Consider the following 17,048-nt stretch of genomic DNA (forward strand, 5'->3'; position numbering starts at 1 on the left):
ATAGCCGAGATGGACTATTACGATCTAATTCCCGAGCAGAGCTCGCCTATCCGTAGCCTTTCTCCGGTACCACCTGTATTCCAACATTTCGACCTCATTGCAGGCGAGGTCGGCAACGGTTTCGTAGGCGAGAGATTCCAAAAAGAAAGCCTTACTTATTTGTAGTTTCTTGCCTTGCTATCGAGGTCTGAAAGGCGGTCAAGTGCAGCTTGCAATGTCTCGTCGCGCTTGGCAAAATGGAAACGAATCAGATGATGCACATCCTCTTTGAAGAAGCAACTGCCAGGAACAGCTCCCACACCTACATGTTCAGCGAGCCATTCGCAGAAATGCAGGTCATCCTTCACACCATACTTTGAGACGTCAAGCATCACATAATAGGCTCCTTCGGGATCAGTAAACTCCAATCCGAACTGTCTCAATCCGTCACAAAACAGATGTTTCATGTGAGTATAATGTGCCTGCAAGCCCTCGTAATAGGAATCTGGGAAACATAGGCCAACTGTGGCAGCCTCCATCAGCGGAGCCGCTGCACCAACAGTCAGGAAGTCATGCACCTTCTTCACCCGGTCGATGATGCGTTCCGGGGCAATGACATAGCCAAGTCGCCAACCTGTGATGCTGTAGGTCTTGGAAAGCGAGCTGCATGAGATGGTGCGCTCCAACATGCCTGGAAGTGTGGAGATATAGACATGCTTGTGAGGCGTATAGACGATGTGCTCATAGACCTCATCGGTTATCACATAGCCGTCGTACCTTATGACGATATCTGCTATCGTCTGGAGTTCTTCGCGTGAAAAAACCTTACCGCAGGGGTTAGACGGGTTACAGAGCACCAATGCCTTGGCACCCTGTCTGAAGGCATCCTCTATCAGGTTGGCATCGAAAAAGAATGTAGGCGGCACGAGCGGGATGTATATCGGCTCAGCACCGCTCAGAATGGTGTCTGCCGTATAGTTCTCATAGAACGGTGAAAAGATGGCCACTTTGTCGCCTGGATTCACAACGGTCATCATGGCTGCCATCATGGCCTCTGTAGAACCGCATGTCACCACGATATTCTTATCGGGGTCAATGTCCAGACCAGTGAAGTGACTTTGTTTCTTAGCCAATGCCTCACGGAAGTTCTGCGCTCCCCATGTAATTGCATACTGGTGGGGGCCACGAGGGGCAATCTCCGCCAGACGGTCTGTTATCTCCTTTGGAGGGTAGAAGTCTGGGAATCCCTGAGAGAGATTGATGGCTCCGTACCTGTTTGATATCCTTGTCATCCTACGGATAACGGAATCGGTAAATTCTGCTGTTCTTGTTGATAACGGTCGCATATTCATTAGCTTTCGTTGATATAGTTCTTCGTTGACATATCGTAATACAGGGCCTCTAACTCTGCTAACGTCAACTTCTCAACAGAATGCTCGATGATTCGTATCAGTTCATCACGTCGGTAATCGTCAGATTGTCCAAAATGTGCCATAGTCTATCTTTTTTATTTGAGTTTTATAATGTCGCTCCAACGGGTGGTCGGATTCTTACTTCTAAAATCGTGCTTGATGGCATTGGCAAACACTTCAGCCTTTCCCTTGCCGTTCTTCAGGGTGACGGATATAGTCACGATTAAAGTCCAGCGTCTCATGCCTATAATCATCAGCCGGACTGGGAAATCCTGCTGCTACTCCAGCATGTTCCAATTCCAGCTTGGTGTCGAACACACCTTTGATTATCTTGATATTACCCATCTCCAAATCCTAATTATTCTCAAATCTTGGCACAAAGATAGCGATTTTACGCTGATAATTGGTAATTTTGTCACCATATTTAAATGTATTTATGCAAAAGAGAATTTAAAAACAAATATTATGAAGAGTTTTAAGTCTACAGCGTGGCTACTGCCACAACCAGTGCTGATTATCGGCACTTACGATAAAGAAGGAAAGCCCAATGCCATGAATGCCGCTTGGGGAGGTCAGTGGGATATGCATGAGATTATGATCTCACTTGGTTCACATCAGACGACGGACAACCTTGCCGTTAACCCTGAGTTCACAGTTACCTTCGCAACTGCTGACACTTTAGTAGCATCTGACTATGTGGGCATCGCCAGTGGCAGGAACACCCCTGACAAGATGCAGAAAGCGGGGTGGACTATCGAGAAGGCTCCCAATGTGAATGCACCTGTATTCAAGGAGTTTCCTATGACGCTTGAATGCCGTGTAAAGCAGAAAATTGACGAGAGTGAGACCGGCTATTACCTCGTAGCTGAAATCGTGAACATCCTCTGTGATGAAAAGTATCTGGCAGAAGATGGCAAACCCGATGTGGAGAAGATGAATCTGATCACCTTCGATCCTGTTCATCATACTTACATCCAGCTAGGTAAGTCCGTAGGCAATGCTTTCGCTGACGGCAAGCAATTGAAATAAAAACGTCATATGAAAAAGAAACAGTTCTCAATATTATGCATTGGCCTCATACTGACAGCATGCGGACAGCAGAACAAAAATGAAACGACAATGGACTTCACAGATGATGTTCAGACAGCACTCGCCGACAGCGGGCGCATTGATTTAAACAGCCTTCAATGGACAAGGGAACCAAAGGGCTATGAGGTGAAGGACGACACAATCCTTATCACCACCGCACCAAAGACCGACCTCTGGCAGCGCACTTACTATCACTTCCAGAACGACAATGCACCTGTATTGCAGATGAAGACCCGCGAGAAGTTTTTCAGCTTCGTGGTGAAGACCGATTTTACAGGCAGTCATCACCGTTTTGACCAGTGTGGCATCGTGATGTATCTCGACAGCGAGAACTGGCTGAAAGGCTCTGTGGAATACGAGAACGACGAGTTCCAACATCTGGGCAGCGTAGTGACGAACAATGGCTACTCTGACTGGGCCACGACGGCCATCCCCGCTAATGTGAAAACCATGTGGTATAGATTCTCCCGCCGCGAGGATGACTACTGCATCGAGTGCTCTTCCGACGGACAGGCATTCAGCCAGATGCGTGTCTGCCACATACCTGTAGCCGCCGATGAAATCAGCTTCGGCATTTATGCCTGCTCGCCCGAAGAGTCATCCTTTACAGCCATATTCTCCGATATGAAAATCACCGAATGTGCATGGAAGGCTCACGACGGCCAGCTGCCAGACGAGAACATGTAAATGACTAACAACGTATTTCCATATTATCTGATATTTATTAATATCGTTACATTTCTCGTGTACGGTATTGATAAGTGGAAAGCGAAGCAAGGAAGCTGGCGCATATCGGAAGCAACTTTGCTGATGCTTGCAGTCATCGGAGGCACTATCGGTGCTTTGCTGGGCATGCAAGTGTGGCGCCACAAGACGATGCACAAGAAGTTCAAGTATGGACTTCCACTGATTCTGTTGGCACAGATTGCCCTCATATATTTGATAAGCAACAATTAAGGATTCCATGACGCTGACCTACATCTTCCATAGTGGTTTTGTGCTCGAAACGGAGCAGTCCATCCTGGTATTCGACTACTGGCTTGATCCCAGTGGTGTGATGGACAGCGTGATACAGAGCGAGAAGCCCATGTATGTCTTCTCCAGCCACTTCCATGAAGACCACTTTACGAAGGATATCTTTGAGTGGAAGAAGCAGCGTGAGGGTGTCACCTACATTCTCTCCAAGGACATCTACAAACATCGGAGAGCCAGCAAGGAGGATGCTGACGTATGGTTGGCAAAAGGTGGTATATGGTCTGACGATACCATATCCGTATGGGCATTAGGCAGCACAGACAGCGGCGTGTCGTGGATTGTTGAGACCGAAGGTAAACGTATCTTTCATGCGGGCGACCTGAACAACTGGTATGCCAAGTTCCTGACGGACGACAATCCTGATCAGCAGCGATACAGCTTTGAGATGGAAGAGACGTTCAACCCGATAGCTCACGAGAAGCAATTCCTTGGCGAATTGAAGGACATCCGCAAGGTCGCCGATAGTTTCGATGTGGTGATGTTTCCCATAGATGGACGTGTCGGCAACGGCTATACCCTTGGTGGCCGGCAATTCATCGAGCGGTTCAAAGTCGGACTGTTCGTCCCTATGCACTTCACTACAGGCTTTGAATCCTCTTGGCGTATGAAGGAATTTACGGATGAAAAGAACATTACTTTCTGGGAAATCAACAGGGAAGGAGAAACTATTGAAATCTGAGTGCAACTTTTTGCCTCACTCTAACGTCTAACAGATAGAAACTTTTAAAGAAAACGATTATGATACTATCAACAACCCCACAGATTGAAGGTCACACCATCCGCGAGTATAAGGGTATTGTGACAGGTGAAACGATTATTGGTGCTAATATGTTCAAGGACTTGTTTGCTGGCATCCGCGACATCGTAGGTGGTCGAGCAGGTGCTTATGAAAAGGTGCTTTCCGAAGCCAAGGACGCCTCCATGCAGGAGATGATGCAGCGTGCTCAGGCTCTTGGAGCCAATGCCATCGTAGGAATCGACATCGACTATGAGACCGTCGGAGCTAAAGGCTCAATGCTGATGGTTGCCACCAGCGGAACGGCTGTTGTCATCTAAATTTTTTAAATATTAGATGAGAACGCTAGCTTTGCAACAGTTTTATTTTGTTTTATGATATGATAGACCAGATTATTGATTACAATAAGGAGTTTGTAGCTCAGAAGGGCTACGAGAAGTATCTGACCGACAAGTACCCCGACAAGAAGTTGGCGGTCCTTTCTTGTATGGACACCAGACTGACCGAACTGCTCCCTGCTGCCCTCGGTCTGAAGAACGGTGATGCCAAGATTATCAAGAATGCCGGTGGCTTGGTGATTTCCGCTTTTGACTCTGCCATGCGTAGCTTGATAGTAGCCATCTATGAGCTAGGTGTGGAGGAAATTATGGTGGTGGCTCACTCGCACTGCGGAGCCTGTCACATGAGCTACGACCACTTCCACCATGAGATGATTGCCCGTGGCGTGACTGACGAGACGCTTGACATCATCCGCAAGTGTGGCATCGACCTCGACCAGTGGTTAGAGGGCTTTAAGGACACACCGACTTCTGTCCGCAAGACCGTTGAGACCATCAAGACCCATCCGCTGGTGCCGAAGGATATCGTGGTTCGTGGGTTTATCATTGATTCAGAGACGGGAACATTGGAAGAGATTAAAGGGTGATGAGTTGGAGGTTAGTGGGAGGTTCAGATAACTGTTATATGTATGTTATATGTTTGAGCAACATCTAACATACGTCAATCCCTCTGTACGTCGGCATTAGAGACCCATCATGTTATAAGGTTATATGTTTTTCGAAAATACATATAAATCAGTTACCGACTGATCCCTGTTTTGTTACCGACTGAGGTCCACTTTCCTACCGATTAAAGCCCACTTTCCTACCGATTAAAGCCCTTAATCGGGTCAATTAAAGCCTCCATTTGCTTAAGATATCGTTCATCACTTGTTCCGATACCTTCTATGGGGGTATTAAGATACCTCCCATGAGTGTTGGGATGCATCCCCAAGGGGGTATAGAAGGCATCCCCAAGACCCTTGGGGATTATTCCCAAGCCCCACGGAGGCGGCACCTTCACCCCACGGAGGCGGCACCTTCACCCCACGGAGGCGGCACCTACACCCCTCGGAGGCGGCACCTTCGCCCTAAAAATGTTCCATCAAAAATTGACGCTCTGAAAAAGTAAAAGTCCCGTAATCTCTTGGATTACAGGACTTTTCTTCTTGGGGTGCCCGGACGGACTCGAACCGTCGACATTCAGAACCACAATCTGACGCTCTAACCAACTGAACTACGGGCACCATCGTGCACTTTCTTTCGAAAAGCGAGTGCAAAGGTACGGGAATTATTCGAAATTACCAAATAATTCCCATACTTTTTGCAGATTTTCTTTACTTAGCAGGCTGAGCAGGTGCTTTTGGAGCATCTGCGGGGGCATTGTTGTCTGTCTTAGGTGCGGCAGGAGCGGCAGCATCCTTCGTCTGGCTGGCTCCGAAGCCTGGCAGGTTGTTAGGATTGGTGGCAGGAGCCTGATAGTTTTCCATAACAGAACCCTCTGTACTTGCAGTGGGGGCTACCCATGCGCAAACAACACTGAAGAGCACCATAGCGAAAGCAAGTCCCCATGTTGCTTTTTCCACGAAATCAGTAGTCTTGCGAACACCGCCAATTTGGTTATAGGAGGCGAAGCTGGATGACAGACCGCCACCCTTAGACTCTTGAATCAGCACGATACCGATCATCAGTATGGCTGCAATCACAATAAGAATTACAAATAATGTGTACATAATCTTTGATTTTTTAATTATTTAATTTTGAATTTTTCTTGCTGTTTATTATTAGTTTCTCCAGGAATCGTATCTGGTCGGCAAAGTATGCGTTTTTCTCAGGGAAATTGGTACTGAGTCGTTGGATGATGTCAAGTGCCTTCTCGTAGCGTCCCTGTTTGATATAGATACGTGCCAGTGTCTCTGTGAAGTATTCCTCCTCAGCGGGTCCATCCTCGAGGATGGGAGCCTCTACCGGCTTTTCCTCGTCTTTCAGTTCGTTGAGTAGGATACGTCCTTGTTCTTCTTGTAGGAAGTGGTCTATGAGGTCTTGTCCTTGCATCTGTGGTGTCTCCTCAACGGACTTATCTTCCTCGTTCTCCAGCAGATAGGCGACATAGTCGACAGTAGCATCTTTTGGTGTAGGACGTCGTTTCTCTTTTTTCTCCTCAGGCTCATCTACGGGGATGGAGTCAAGGAAAGTATCGATGAGTGCCATCGTGCGGTTTTCTGAGCTTTCAGCTTTGATTTTTGAGCTTTGAGCTTCCCGTTTGTCAGCTTGGAGCTGATAGTGGGCTGCTTCTACCAAATCGAAGAGTTTTCTGCGGTCTGTGATATAGATTGCCGCACGGCGTAGCTCTTCATCGAAGGTGGGGTCGTGGAGCAGGTAGAGGTTCTGGAGCATCAGTAGACGTACTGTTTGGAAGTAGGGATGTAGCGCCAATTGAGATCGCAACTCATACAATGTGTCGCGGTCCATCTGTTCTGGGTGGTTTATCAACTCTACTAAGTCCATTTCTTTTGTTATTACCAGTTCGCTACTGTGGCATTGAATATCTGTTCGCACAGGTCCTTGACCATTTGTGACACCAGTTCCTCCTGGACAGAGTTCAGTGATCGTGTGGTCTCATATGTCGAAGTCGCCGTAAACTGACGCTCGAAGTCCTCGTTGTGGTTGACGTTATTGGTGAAACGCACGTTGACGGTTATAGAGAGCTCTGTCTGTGCGGAGTATCCCTCAGCCGATACAGACTTGTTACGCTGTTGGTATTGCGTAATCTCACCCTCTATTTTCAAGTCGCCGTTACGTCGTACCTGTTCCAGACGGGTGTGGTTGGCGAACTCATCCTTGAGTTGGTTGTTGAACATCGGTCCCATGGGACCCCATACGTAGCTGGAACGAATAGGGAACTCTGCGATCTGGATCGTCTTCGTCTTGGAATAGTCGATGCTTGCTCCGTTGAATTTGTAACTGACGGAGCATGCCGACAACAGCAGGGCTGTCATCAGACAAAACCAGATATGCCGTATGTTATTTGTCCAGTCCATATTGTTTCAGTCTTCTGTATAAGGTGCGGTCGCTGATACCCAGTTCCAATGCCGCTTTCTTGCGGTTACCGCCATTACGGTCGAGTGCCTTTTCCAAAGCTTGACGGCTCCATGCGTCGAGGTTGAGGTTCTCAGGTTCCTTGACAGGCTCCACATATTCCTCAGCTATAGCATCCTCTAAAGGTGCAGTCGTGGGGATCGTGGGTATTGTAGGGATGGTAGAGGAGGCGGGCACCGTTGTTGAGGGCACTGTCTTCACGTCCTCTATCTGTTTCTTCAGTGTGCTCATCTCACGGCGCATATCGTTGACATTGCTGCGTAGTTCGAAGAGGATCTTGTATAGAATTTCACGTTCGTTCTCAAAAGAATGGTCACCATCGTTATGGATGGTGGCAAGCTGGGTCGTCTCTTGATCCTGCGGGATGAAGCGAGCTAATATCTCAGGGGTTATCTGTCGCTCTGTAGAGAGGATGGAAATCTGTTCTGTGATATTCTTCAGTTGTCGCACATTTCCAGGCCATTTGTAGCGCATGAGCATCAATTTCGCCTCTTCTGTCAACACGATCTTGTCCATACGGTATTTTTCTGCCATCTGCATGGCAAAGAGACGAAATAGCAGTACGATATCCTCACCACGGTCACGTAAGGGTGGTATCTGGATGGGGATGGAGTTCAGACGGTAGTAGAGATCCTCACGGAAACGTCCTTCGCTGATAGCTTGTCTGATATTGACATTGGTGGCAGCAACGATGCGCACATCCGTCTTACGGACTTCTGTGGCTCCTACAGGGATATACTCACCTGTCTCCAGCACACGAAGCAGTCTTGCCTGTGTGGCAAGCGGAAGTTCACCCACTTCATCCAAGAATAATGTTCCTTTGTTGGCAACACCAAAATAACCAGGAGAATCGTTAATAGCACCCGTGAAAGAGCCTTTGACATGTCCAAACAGTTCACTGTCGATCGTCCCTTCAGGGATAGAGCCACAGTTGATGGCGAAATATTTTTCGCGACGGCGAGGAGAATTGTCATGAATGACACGAGGGATAATCTCTTTACCCACACCACTCTCGCCAACGATGAGCACACTCAAGTCAGTGGGTGCCACTTGTAAGGCGACATCCAGTGCATGGTTCAATGCCTCGCAGTTTCCTACGATATTGTACCGTTGTTTGATGCTCTGTAGCTCCGAACTCTTCATTCAGCCTGCAAAGGTACGAAGAAAATCTGACATATTGGCATACTTTGGCAGAAATTTAACTCTGCTGTTCTTTTGCCTTTGGGATGGCGAAGCGTACTTTCTCGCTGTCATCACGTTTCTCGTGGAAAAGTTTGGGTAGCGGATTCGTCAATGGCTCGTCATAGTTCTTGCGGTTGCGGAACACGTCGATAGCCGTATAGATAGCCTGACGGAAAGAGTTCTCGTCAGCCTTTCCCTGCCCTGCGATATCATAAGCCGTCCCATGATCCGGTGAGGTCCTTACGATAGGAAGTCCTGCCGTAAAATTAACACCACTCTCCAAGGCGATAGTCTTGAAAGGAGCCAGTCCCTGGTCGTGATACATGGCAAGTACACCGTCGAAATAGTCGTAAGTGTTACTGCCGAAGAAACCGTCAGCAGGGTAGGGACCAAACGCTTGGATACCCTGTTTCTCCAGTTCTTCGATGGCAGGTATAATCACCTCTTTCTCTTCTGAGCCCAATAGTCCGTCATCTCCGGCATGAGGGTTCAATGAGAGCACGGCAATGCGAGGATTGGAGATACGGAAGTCACGTTTCAGGCTTTTGTGGAAGATTGTCGCCTTCTCCATGATAGCCTCTTTGGTAATTGCCTTGGAGACCTCTTTGATAGGTAGGTGTGTCGTGACTAGTGCCACCCGCAGACTCTCATTCATCAAAATCATCAGTGCTTTGTTACCATCTCCCACACTAGTCTCGATATACTCTGTATGACCAGGGAAGTGAAAACCAGGACTCTGAATCGTCGCCTTGTTGATGGGTGCTGTCACGAGAACATCATACAGTCCAGCGCGAAAATCCGTCATAGCACGGTCGAGAGCCTTGAAGGCAGCCTGTCCAGCCTCTGCGGAAGGTTGTCCGAGTTCCACCTTCGTTTCCTCATCGAAGCAAGCGAGGAGGTTTAGTTTGCCATCACGAGCATCCTCTGCCTTATTGATAATACTGTAGTTCGTCTCCAGGTTAAGCGCCTTACGATGGTAGGCGGCAATTTTGGGCGAGCCATAGATGATAGGAGTGCAAAGCTCTAGCATAGCAGGGTCGGAGAATGTCTTGAGAATCACCTCATAGCCGACACCGTTGGTATCTCCTTGCGTGATAGCCACGCGAATCATTTTTTCTTCCATATTTTTTTATTTCGAGATTTCGTTATTTCAAGTTCGATTATTGCGACTGCTTCGCTGTGCTCAGCATGCCACAGGCGGCAAGGATATCCTGTCCACGACTGGCACGGATGGTGGTGGTGATGCCATGATGTGTCAGGTAGTCACGCAAAGCCTCCATTCGCTTCTCGTCAGACGAGGGCAGGTCGACATTTGGAATCTCATGGAAACGGATGAGGTTAACACGACATTCCAGACCGTTCAGCAGTTTGGCGATCTCCCGTCCAAAGAGTGGTGAGTCGTTGAGTCCTCCAAAACAGATATATTCGAAGGAACAGCGGCGTTGGTGGGTGAAGTCATACTGGCGTAACAGTTCCACCGTCTCTGCGATAGGCATAGCTTTTTCGGCAGGCATCAGTTGTTGGCGTTGCTCATGTAAGGGGGAATGCATCGAGATCGCTACATGGCAGTCACTCTCGTCAAGATAGCGTTTTAGTTTGCCACGAATGCCAACAGAACTGACCGTGATACGTTTGGGACTCCATTGGTATCCCCAGTCAGCCGTCATGATCTCGCAAGCCCGCAGGACAGCATCGAGGTTATCCATGGGCTCCCCTTGTCCCATGAACACGATATTTGTCAGCGATTCAGCCTCAGGTAATGCATATATCTGGTTAAGTATATCCGCAGTGGTGAGGTTGCCGTGCCATCCCTGTTTCCCTGTCTGACAGAACAGACAGTTCATTTTGCATCCCACCTGACATGATACACATATCGTGGCACGGTCGCCATCGGGGATATAGACGGTCTCAACAAATAGTTGAGTGTCGAGTGTCGAGTGTTGAGCGTCTTTTTCGCAACAAACGGGAAAGAGATATTTGACAGTCCCGTCCTTGGATCGTTGGCAGTTGATAGGTGCTAATGCTCCTACCTCATATTCTGCATTCAGACGTTCACGGTTCTGTTTCGAGAGATTCGTCATCTCATCGATGCTCTTGACATGTCTCCCATAGAGCCATTGTGCAATCTGTTTAGCTGTGAAGGCAGGCATACCCAGTCCTCCAACGATGTCCTTTAGCTCCGTTGGGGTCATTCCCAGCAATCTCTTCTTTAAAATCATGCGTGCAAAGGTACAACTTTTAATTGAGAATTAATAATTGATAATTGATTATTTTGTGGTTTAAGGAAAAAATAGTACCTTTGTCGCTAATTTCAATCCAATGACAACGAAATGAAACAAAAAATAGATTGCTTCCTTGCCTGTGAGTCGACAGAAATATTGGCAGACACCATAGCGCAGTTGCGACGAAGCACAGTTGTGAGACATATCTTTTTGTTGGTGAGTAAAGAGACAGAAGTTGAGGCTCCTCAAGACTGTACAGTACTAGTGGTGGATCAATTGCAGAGCAGTCAGTATGTGATGCAGGTTGCGGAACATGCTGTGGCAGCCTATACTTTGCTGAGCATGAAACCTACCCCTGTCACGATGGGGGCTACTGCTTTGGAGCGTATGCTCCTAGTGGCAGAGGATACCAAGGCTGCGATGGTATATAGCGACCGTTGGCAGATGGAGGAGGGAGTCCGTAAGACGCATCCTGTCATTGACTACCAGGAAGGTGCCTTGCGTAACGATTTCGATTTCGGCAGTCTGATGTTGGTTCGCACCTCCTTGATACACCAATATGCTACCAGTGACCATGAGCGTGATTATCACTGGGCAGGTTTTTATGATCTCCGTCTGTTTCTGAGTAGGGAAGGGACATTGTTCCACTTGAATGAATACCTTTACACAGAGGAGGAGACAGACCTCAGGGCTTCTGGTGTGAAACAGTTTGACTATGTGAATCCTGCCAATCGTGAAGTGCAGATAGAGATGGAACAGGCATGCACCGCTCATCTCCGTCAGATTGGTGCTTTGGTAGATACGAGTCAGTATCAGGAAGTGGATTTCGACGAACAGGAATTTGAGGTGGAGGCATCTGTTGTCATTCCAGTGTTCAATCGTGAGAAGACCATCAGGGATGCCGTAGAGAGTGCCCTCTCCCAGAAGACAAGTTTCAAGTATAACGTCATCGTGGTGGATAATCACTCCACAGACGGTACTGGGGAGATTCTGTCCAGTCTGTTGTCATGCCATGCCAACAAACTATATGTGATTGTCCCCGAGCGAACGGACCTCGGTATTGGTGGTTGTTGGAATGAGGCGATTAACAGTGTCTACTGCGGACGCTTTGCCGTCCAGCTAGACTCAGACGACCTCTATTCCTCTCCCAAGACCTTACAGACAGTCGTGGATGCTTTCCATAAGCAGCATGCTGCCATGATCGTTGGATCCTATCGGATGTGTGATTTCGAGCTGAACACCTTGCCGCCAGGACTCATCGACCATAAAGAATGGACGGACGAGAACGGTCCTAATAACGCCTTGCGTATCAATGGCTTGGGTGCGCCACGAGCTTTCTTTACCCCGTTGCTCCGACAGGTGCAATTTCCCAACACCTCTTATGGAGAGGACTATGCCCTTGGCTTGATGTTCTCCCGTTGTTATCGTATCGGCAGGATCTATACAGAACTGTATCTCTGTCGTCGGTGGGGAGGAAACTCTGATGCGGCGCTCTCCGTGGAGAAAGTCAATGCCAATAATCTCTATAAGGACCGCTTGCGCACCATGGAGGTGAAGGCTCGCCAGCAGATGAATAAAGGAGAAAAGACACAGATGAGTCAGTCGTCATTGATGCGTTTCTTTGACAGACAGTTGAAGACGTGGGAAGAGGTTCGCCAGCGTTATCGTGACCTGACGAATGTCGAGACCCGTGAACTGGTAGGCGAGGGGATGCCCTTGAAAGTACAGTGGAACCCCGCCCGTATCCGTTCGACAGGAGCGAAGATCGATGCCCGCTCATTGGCAGAACGCCCTTGTTTCCTTTGTGCAGAGAACCGTCCCAAGGAACAGATACACCGTGTGGTAGACGGAAAGTATGAGCTGTTAGTCAATCCATTCCCAATCCTTCCCGTTCATTTTACGTTGCCTACGTTGAAGCACCAGCCACAGTCTATCGGTCCGATGTATGGGGAAATCCTCCGACTTCTGGAAAAGGATGCGGGACTTACTATATTGTATAATGGACCCAAGTGCGGGGCGTCAGCTCCTGATCATGCCCATTTGCAGGCTGTCAGTACGGGAATCCTACCATTACAGAAAAACTGGCAACGACTGAGCCGTCATTTGGTGGAGGTCGTGAAGAAAGAAGAGGATAGCGGTATCTGGTTTGTTGCTGACTATCCGGTTGCCGCCTTCTTGGTTCGTGGCAATTCTCAGGAAAGCCATGAGCGACTTTTCAAGTCACTTTATGCCTGTCTGCCACAGCGTGAGGACGAGACGGAGCCGATGATGAATATCATTGCATGGCGACAAGGTGACACGATGCTGAGTGTCGTCTTGCCTCGAAGACAGCATCGCCCAGCCTGTTATACGGCAGAGGGAGAGGAACAGTATATCATCAGTCCGGGTGCCGTAGATATGGGTGGCTTGTTGATCACCCCCCGTGAGGAAGACTTCCGTAAGATAACTCCAGAGGTGGCTCACCGTATTTATCAGGAAGTATCGCTCACCTCGGAGCAGGTGCAGGAAGTGATGGATAAACTGAAGAACTATTCCTTGGAAACCCATACTACATCTGTTGCCTCTAAGCAACCCAATGTGGCAGTGGGTATTGTGAGCGGACAGAAGATAAAGTTTGCCCTTAATGCACCTTATATGGCAAAAGGAGAATTGATTGAGGGTGAGCAGACGGTGGAGTTCTCAGAAGGTGGTATTCTCTGGCGGGGAATGCAGTACCGTGAGTTGACGTTTACGCCACAGTCATCAACAGCATCATTCTCGCTTCACGATGTCACGATTGGTGTGAACTTCCATTGGGAGCGTAAGGAGACACAGGTGTTCCTCGGCACTCTGCGTCTGGTAGTGGAGGCAGACAAGATTACCGCCATCAACCAATTACCTGTCGAGCAATATCTCGCCAGTGTCATCAGCAGTGAGATGAAGGCGACGGCAGGACTGGAACTGTTGAAGGCACATGCCGTCATCAGTCGCTCCTGGCTCCTTGCACAGATGAGACGCAGGGAAGAGAACAAAGAGCATAAAGACGGTTTCTTCTCTTTTATCAAGAAAGACGATGAGATCATCCGTTGGTATGACCGTGAGGATCATACGATTTTCGATGTATGTGCAGACGACCATTGCCAGCGTTATCAAGGTATCACTAAACAGACCAGTGACGCTGTCGAGCAAGCGTTGAAAGCTACCCGTGGCTGTATCCTCTGCTATGGTGACGAGATATGTGACGCCCGCTTCTCCAAGTGTTGTGGCGGTGTGACGGAGGAATTCCAGTACTGTTGGGAGGATACTCCCAAGCCTTATCTGGTATCTGTAGAGGATCCCTTCTGTAATACCAACGACAAGGAGGTGCTCTCACAGGTGTTGAACGATTACGACCAGGAGACCAATGATTTCTACCGTTGGACGGTGGAATATACTGTTGATGAGCTCTCCCGGCTTGTCAAGGAGAACCTGAAGGAAGACTTTGGCGAGATTACAGACCTTGTTCCTGTAGAGCGTGGCAAGAGTGGACGTATCTGGAAACTGAAGATCGTGGGAACGAAGAAGACCATGACGATTGGCAAGGAACTGGAGATCCGTCGTGCTCTCAGCGAGAGTCATCTGTATAGCTCTGCCTTCGATGTGGAGAAGACACCTGCTGGTTTCCGCCTGAAAGGAAAAGGATGGGGACATGGTGTCGGACTCTGTCAGATTGGTGCTGCCGTGATGGGACAGAAAGGTTATAAATACGATGAGATATTATTGCACTACTACCGTGGTGCCGAGATCAAACGAATATATTAATCATCAAATATCAATGAACGATAATCAAAATTCAAAAGTAACAAACCCCTGGTCGTGGATTCCGACCCTTTATATTGCTGAGGGGTTGCCTAATGTGGTAGTGATGACCGTTGCAGTGGTCATGTATATGCAATTAGGACTGACAGACACAGACATCGCCCTCTATACGGGATGGCTGGGACTGCCGTGGGTCATTAAACCATTATGGAGCCCGTTCGTCGACCTCTATCGTACGAAGCGATGGTGGGTACTCGCCATGCAGTTGCTGTTAGGCTCGTCACTGGCAGGTGTCGCCTTCACGCTCAACACCCCGTTCTGGTTTCAGGGCACGATGGCATGTTTCTTCCTGATGGCATTCTCCAGTGCCACGCATGACATTGCCGCCGACGGTTATTATATGCTGGAGCTGGACGACCATCAGCAGGTGTGGTTTGTGGGTATCCGCAACACATTCTACCGCTTGGCAGTTATCTTCGGTAATGGTGTGTTGATACCAGTGGCAGGAATCTTGCAGGTGGTGACCCGTTATCAGATGTCCTATACCTGGTGTCTGGTGTTCTACGGTCTGGCAGCACTGTTTATCGCCATCTGGCTATACCATGCTTATATTATGCCGAGAGCGAAAGCGGATGCTCCCCGTCGGACGAATGCCCGTGAGGTGGCAAACGGTGTGGTGACAGCCTTTAAGACATTCTTCCAGAAGTTGCCGCCACGTGAGATGCTCTTCGCTATGCTTTTCTTGTTGTTCTACCGTTTCCCGGAGGCATTGCTTACAAAGATGAGTGTGACCTTCCTCATGCGACCAAACTCTGCGGGAGGACTGGGATTGTCACCACAGGAGTTTGGACTGGCAAGTGGTACCGTGGGTGTCATCGGTCTGACCCTTGGAGGTATCTTAGGTGGAATGCTGGCAGGCCGTGACGGTTTCAAGCGTTGGCTGTGGCCGATGGTATGTGCCATCACACTGCCTGATATCGTGTATGTCTATATGAGTTATGCCATGCCCGACAACCTCTTTGTCATCAGCAGTTGTCTGTTTGTGGAACAGCTGGGCTATGGTATCGGTTTTACGGCATTGACACTCTACATGCTTTATTTCAGCAAGGGTAATTTCCAAACTTCACACTATGCCTTCTGCACCGCTATCTCCTATCTGGGTCTGATGCTGCCGGGTATGTTGTCTGGATGGATGAAGGATATACTGGGTTATCGCACTTTCTTCATCGTGGTCATGGCATTATGTGCCATCACCTTCGCTGTGACGGCATTTATCAAGGTCGACCCCGAGTTTGGTAAAAAGAAATCAGAAGATGCTGCGGAATAAGTAAAAACAAGTAATAAACAAGAACGGCAGGGTTTCACAACCGTGCCGTTCTTTATTCTAAATGATAGTATTAATAATGGAAAAGAAATTTATGTATCTTATATATTAGTATTTTGTCTTCAAAAGTGGTCATTTCCGTTTTGATGATGTAAAGATACTTCATATTTTTGAATCCACCATGTTTTTTCTTGACAAAATGCAAGGTTTATGTTATTAAACATCTATTTTGCCTATAAATAGGGTATTCCCTACACATTATTAGGTATTTCATCTTGCATATATGGGATATTTTCCTTACCTTTGCAACAGAAACTTTAAAACGCAGAGATATGAGGAAAATTTATACCAACACGATGATGGTGCTCATGCTGGCACTGACCATGATGACATTCACGAGTTGTGACAAAGATGCTATGGAAGCAGGTACACTTAACGGAGGGTGGACAGGATATATAGATACCTATTATTATGACCGATGGGGTATCTCAGGGAGTACTTTTCGTACAACGATGTATTTTGATCGAATAGATCGTTATGATGGTACTGGTTATGAAGTTGACTATGACACAAATAGTCCGTATAGGGATTATTACTATTGTCCGTTCGATTGGGAGATTTATAATGGTGTTATCCGCATTAGTTATGATGATAGTTGGAATGATGTGTTAATCTATGACTACCATCTAGACTATGAATACTTTGAAGGTTATATGGATGATGGGGTAAGTGCCAACCGTATACATTTTACTTTGTGGTATGACAAATCCTTTAACTGGGGTAGATATTGGAATATGCGGTCTGTTACAGATTCCAATGGCGTAAGGGCAAGTGGCAAATTTGCTAAGAGTAAGGAAAAATAAAGAAAAGAGAGCT

General features: G+C 47.9%; 17 protein-coding genes, 1 tRNA gene and 1 pseudogene. 9 read left to right on the forward strand and 10 right to left on the reverse strand.

What is annotated here, in order from left to right; translation table 11 throughout:
- Window positions 1-155: 155 nt before the first annotated feature.
- The 3 genes and pseudogenes from BM257_RS10820 to BM257_RS14595 all read right to left on the reverse strand — a co-directional run.
- Window positions 156-1,271, reverse strand: coding sequence for a pyridoxal phosphate-dependent aminotransferase (locus BM257_RS10820; protein ID WP_218154508.1), 1,116 nt, complete (start codon window positions 1,269-1,271; stop codon window positions 156-158).
- Window positions 1,272-1,330: 59 nt separating this feature from the next.
- Window positions 1,331-1,474, reverse strand: a complete 144-nt coding sequence (locus tag BM257_RS14905) for a hypothetical protein (protein WP_177216096.1) — start codon at window positions 1,472-1,474, stop codon at window positions 1,331-1,333.
- A gap of 12 nt (window positions 1,475-1,486) precedes the next feature.
- Window positions 1,487-1,597, reverse strand: a pseudogene (locus tag BM257_RS14595) (DUF4113 domain-containing protein); the annotation flags it as partial.
- A gap of 259 nt (window positions 1,598-1,856) precedes the next feature.
- Between BM257_RS14595 and BM257_RS10830 the strand changes: the two are divergent.
- From BM257_RS10830 to BM257_RS10855, 6 genes are read left to right on the forward strand one after another with little or no spacing between them, the layout of a single operon-like run.
- Window positions 1,857-2,420, forward strand: coding sequence for a flavin reductase family protein (locus BM257_RS10830; RefSeq protein ID WP_092072295.1), 564 nt, complete (start codon window positions 1,857-1,859; stop codon window positions 2,418-2,420).
- A 9-nt stretch (window positions 2,421-2,429) separates the two neighbouring features.
- Complete coding sequence (locus tag BM257_RS10835) at window positions 2,430-3,167, forward strand: DUF1349 domain-containing protein (protein ID WP_255405804.1); 738 nt, start codon at window positions 2,430-2,432, stop codon at window positions 3,165-3,167.
- A complete protein-coding gene (locus BM257_RS10840; protein WP_092072298.1) occupies window positions 3,168-3,437 on the forward strand; it encodes a DUF1294 domain-containing protein in 270 nt (89 codons plus the stop codon).
- A 7-nt stretch (window positions 3,438-3,444) separates the two neighbouring features.
- Window positions 3,445-4,194, forward strand: coding sequence for an MBL fold metallo-hydrolase (locus BM257_RS10845; protein WP_092072301.1), 750 nt, complete (start codon window positions 3,445-3,447; stop codon window positions 4,192-4,194).
- 59 nt (window positions 4,195-4,253) lie between these two features.
- Entirely contained in the window at window positions 4,254-4,571 is a 318-nt protein-coding gene (locus BM257_RS10850; protein ID WP_092072304.1) for a heavy metal-binding domain-containing protein, read from the forward strand.
- Window positions 4,572-4,630: 59 nt separating this feature from the next.
- On the forward strand, window positions 4,631-5,176 hold the full coding sequence (locus BM257_RS10855; RefSeq protein WP_092072307.1) for a beta-class carbonic anhydrase: 546 nt from the start codon (window positions 4,631-4,633) through the stop codon (window positions 5,174-5,176).
- Window positions 5,177-5,738: 562 nt separating this feature from the next.
- Here the strand turns inward: BM257_RS10855 and BM257_RS10860 are convergent.
- From BM257_RS10860 to rlmN, 7 genes are all read right to left on the reverse strand, one after another.
- Window positions 5,739-5,815: transfer RNA gene (locus tag BM257_RS10860), tRNA-His, on the reverse strand.
- A gap of 90 nt (window positions 5,816-5,905) precedes the next feature.
- A complete protein-coding gene (gene secG, locus BM257_RS10865) occupies window positions 5,906-6,301 on the reverse strand; it encodes a preprotein translocase subunit SecG (RefSeq protein WP_092072310.1) in 396 nt (131 codons plus the stop codon).
- Between the two features lie 13 nt (window positions 6,302-6,314).
- Window positions 6,315-7,076 (reverse strand): hypothetical protein, encoded by a 762-nt coding sequence (locus BM257_RS10870; RefSeq protein ID WP_092072312.1) that lies wholly within the window; start codon window positions 7,074-7,076, stop codon window positions 6,315-6,317.
- A gap of 11 nt (window positions 7,077-7,087) precedes the next feature.
- Window positions 7,088-7,609 carry an LptE family protein gene (locus BM257_RS10875; protein ID WP_092072315.1) on the reverse strand — a complete coding sequence of 174 codons (522 nt, stop codon included), beginning with the start codon at window positions 7,607-7,609 and terminating at the stop codon, window positions 7,088-7,090.
- Window positions 7,593-8,810, reverse strand: coding sequence for a sigma-54 interaction domain-containing protein (locus tag BM257_RS10880; protein WP_092072318.1), 1,218 nt, complete (start codon window positions 8,808-8,810; stop codon window positions 7,593-7,595). The genes BM257_RS10875 and BM257_RS10880 overlap by 17 nt, the downstream gene beginning before the upstream one ends.
- 55 nt (window positions 8,811-8,865) lie before the next feature.
- The gene (gene pdxA, locus BM257_RS10885; protein WP_092072321.1) at window positions 8,866-9,972 is read right to left on the reverse strand and encodes a 4-hydroxythreonine-4-phosphate dehydrogenase PdxA; all 1,107 of its coding nucleotides are present in this window, start codon (window positions 9,970-9,972) and stop codon (window positions 8,866-8,868) included.
- Between the two features lie 37 nt (window positions 9,973-10,009).
- Window positions 10,010-11,068, reverse strand: a complete 1,059-nt coding sequence (gene rlmN, locus BM257_RS10890; RefSeq protein WP_092072324.1) for a dual-specificity RNA methyltransferase RlmN — start codon at window positions 11,066-11,068, stop codon at window positions 10,010-10,012.
- Between the two features lie 111 nt (window positions 11,069-11,179).
- On the opposite strand from rlmN, the gene BM257_RS10895 reads away from it, so the two are divergent.
- The 3 genes from BM257_RS10895 (at window position 11,180) to BM257_RS10905 (ending at window position 17,035) form a co-directional block, all read left to right on the forward strand.
- Complete coding sequence (locus BM257_RS10895) at window positions 11,180-14,851, forward strand: DUF4922 domain-containing protein (protein WP_092072327.1); 3,672 nt, start codon at window positions 11,180-11,182, stop codon at window positions 14,849-14,851.
- 13 nt (window positions 14,852-14,864) lie between these two features.
- Window positions 14,865-16,175, forward strand: coding sequence for an MFS transporter (locus BM257_RS10900; protein ID WP_092072330.1), 1,311 nt, complete (start codon window positions 14,865-14,867; stop codon window positions 16,173-16,175).
- A gap of 329 nt (window positions 16,176-16,504) precedes the next feature.
- Entirely contained in the window at window positions 16,505-17,035 is a 531-nt protein-coding gene (locus tag BM257_RS10905) for a hypothetical protein (protein ID WP_092072333.1), read from the forward strand.
- Window positions 17,036-17,048: the final 13 nt, after the last annotated feature.

Source organism: Prevotella sp. tf2-5, from assembly GCF_900115435.1.
Taxonomy (GTDB): domain Bacteria; phylum Bacteroidota; class Bacteroidia; order Bacteroidales; family Bacteroidaceae; genus Prevotella.

Coding starts and splice junctions, on each gene's coding strand:
- BM257_RS10820 (WP_218154508.1), bottom strand. CDS start 1,271: ATGACAAGGATATCAAACAGGTACGGAGCCATCAATCTCTCTCAGGGA.
- BM257_RS14905 (WP_177216096.1), bottom strand. CDS start 1,474: ATGGCACATTTTGGACAATCTGACGATTACCGACGTGATGAACTGATA.
- BM257_RS10830 (WP_092072295.1), top strand. CDS start 1,857: ATGAAGAGTTTTAAGTCTACAGCGTGGCTACTGCCACAACCAGTGCTG.
- BM257_RS10835 (WP_255405804.1), top strand. CDS start 2,430: ATGAAAAAGAAACAGTTCTCAATATTATGCATTGGCCTCATACTGACA.
- BM257_RS10840 (WP_092072298.1), top strand. CDS start 3,168: ATGACTAACAACGTATTTCCATATTATCTGATATTTATTAATATCGTT.
- BM257_RS10845 (WP_092072301.1), top strand. CDS start 3,445: ATGACGCTGACCTACATCTTCCATAGTGGTTTTGTGCTCGAAACGGAG.
- BM257_RS10850 (WP_092072304.1), top strand. CDS start 4,254: ATGATACTATCAACAACCCCACAGATTGAAGGTCACACCATCCGCGAG.
- BM257_RS10855 (WP_092072307.1), top strand. CDS start 4,631: ATGATAGACCAGATTATTGATTACAATAAGGAGTTTGTAGCTCAGAAG.
- secG (WP_092072310.1), bottom strand. CDS start 6,301: ATGTACACATTATTTGTAATTCTTATTGTGATTGCAGCCATACTGATG.
- BM257_RS10870 (WP_092072312.1), bottom strand. CDS start 7,076: ATGGACTTAGTAGAGTTGATAAACCACCCAGAACAGATGGACCGCGAC.
- BM257_RS10875 (WP_092072315.1), bottom strand. CDS start 7,609: ATGGACTGGACAAATAACATACGGCATATCTGGTTTTGTCTGATGACA.
- BM257_RS10880 (WP_092072318.1), bottom strand. CDS start 8,810: ATGAAGAGTTCGGAGCTACAGAGCATCAAACAACGGTACAATATCGTA.
- pdxA (WP_092072321.1), bottom strand. CDS start 9,972: ATGGAAGAAAAAATGATTCGCGTGGCTATCACGCAAGGAGATACCAAC.
- rlmN (WP_092072324.1), bottom strand. CDS start 11,068: ATGATTTTAAAGAAGAGATTGCTGGGAATGACCCCAACGGAGCTAAAG.
- BM257_RS10895 (WP_092072327.1), top strand. CDS start 11,180: ATGAAACAAAAAATAGATTGCTTCCTTGCCTGTGAGTCGACAGAAATA.
- BM257_RS10900 (WP_092072330.1), top strand. CDS start 14,865: ATGAACGATAATCAAAATTCAAAAGTAACAAACCCCTGGTCGTGGATT.
- BM257_RS10905 (WP_092072333.1), top strand. CDS start 16,505: ATGAGGAAAATTTATACCAACACGATGATGGTGCTCATGCTGGCACTG.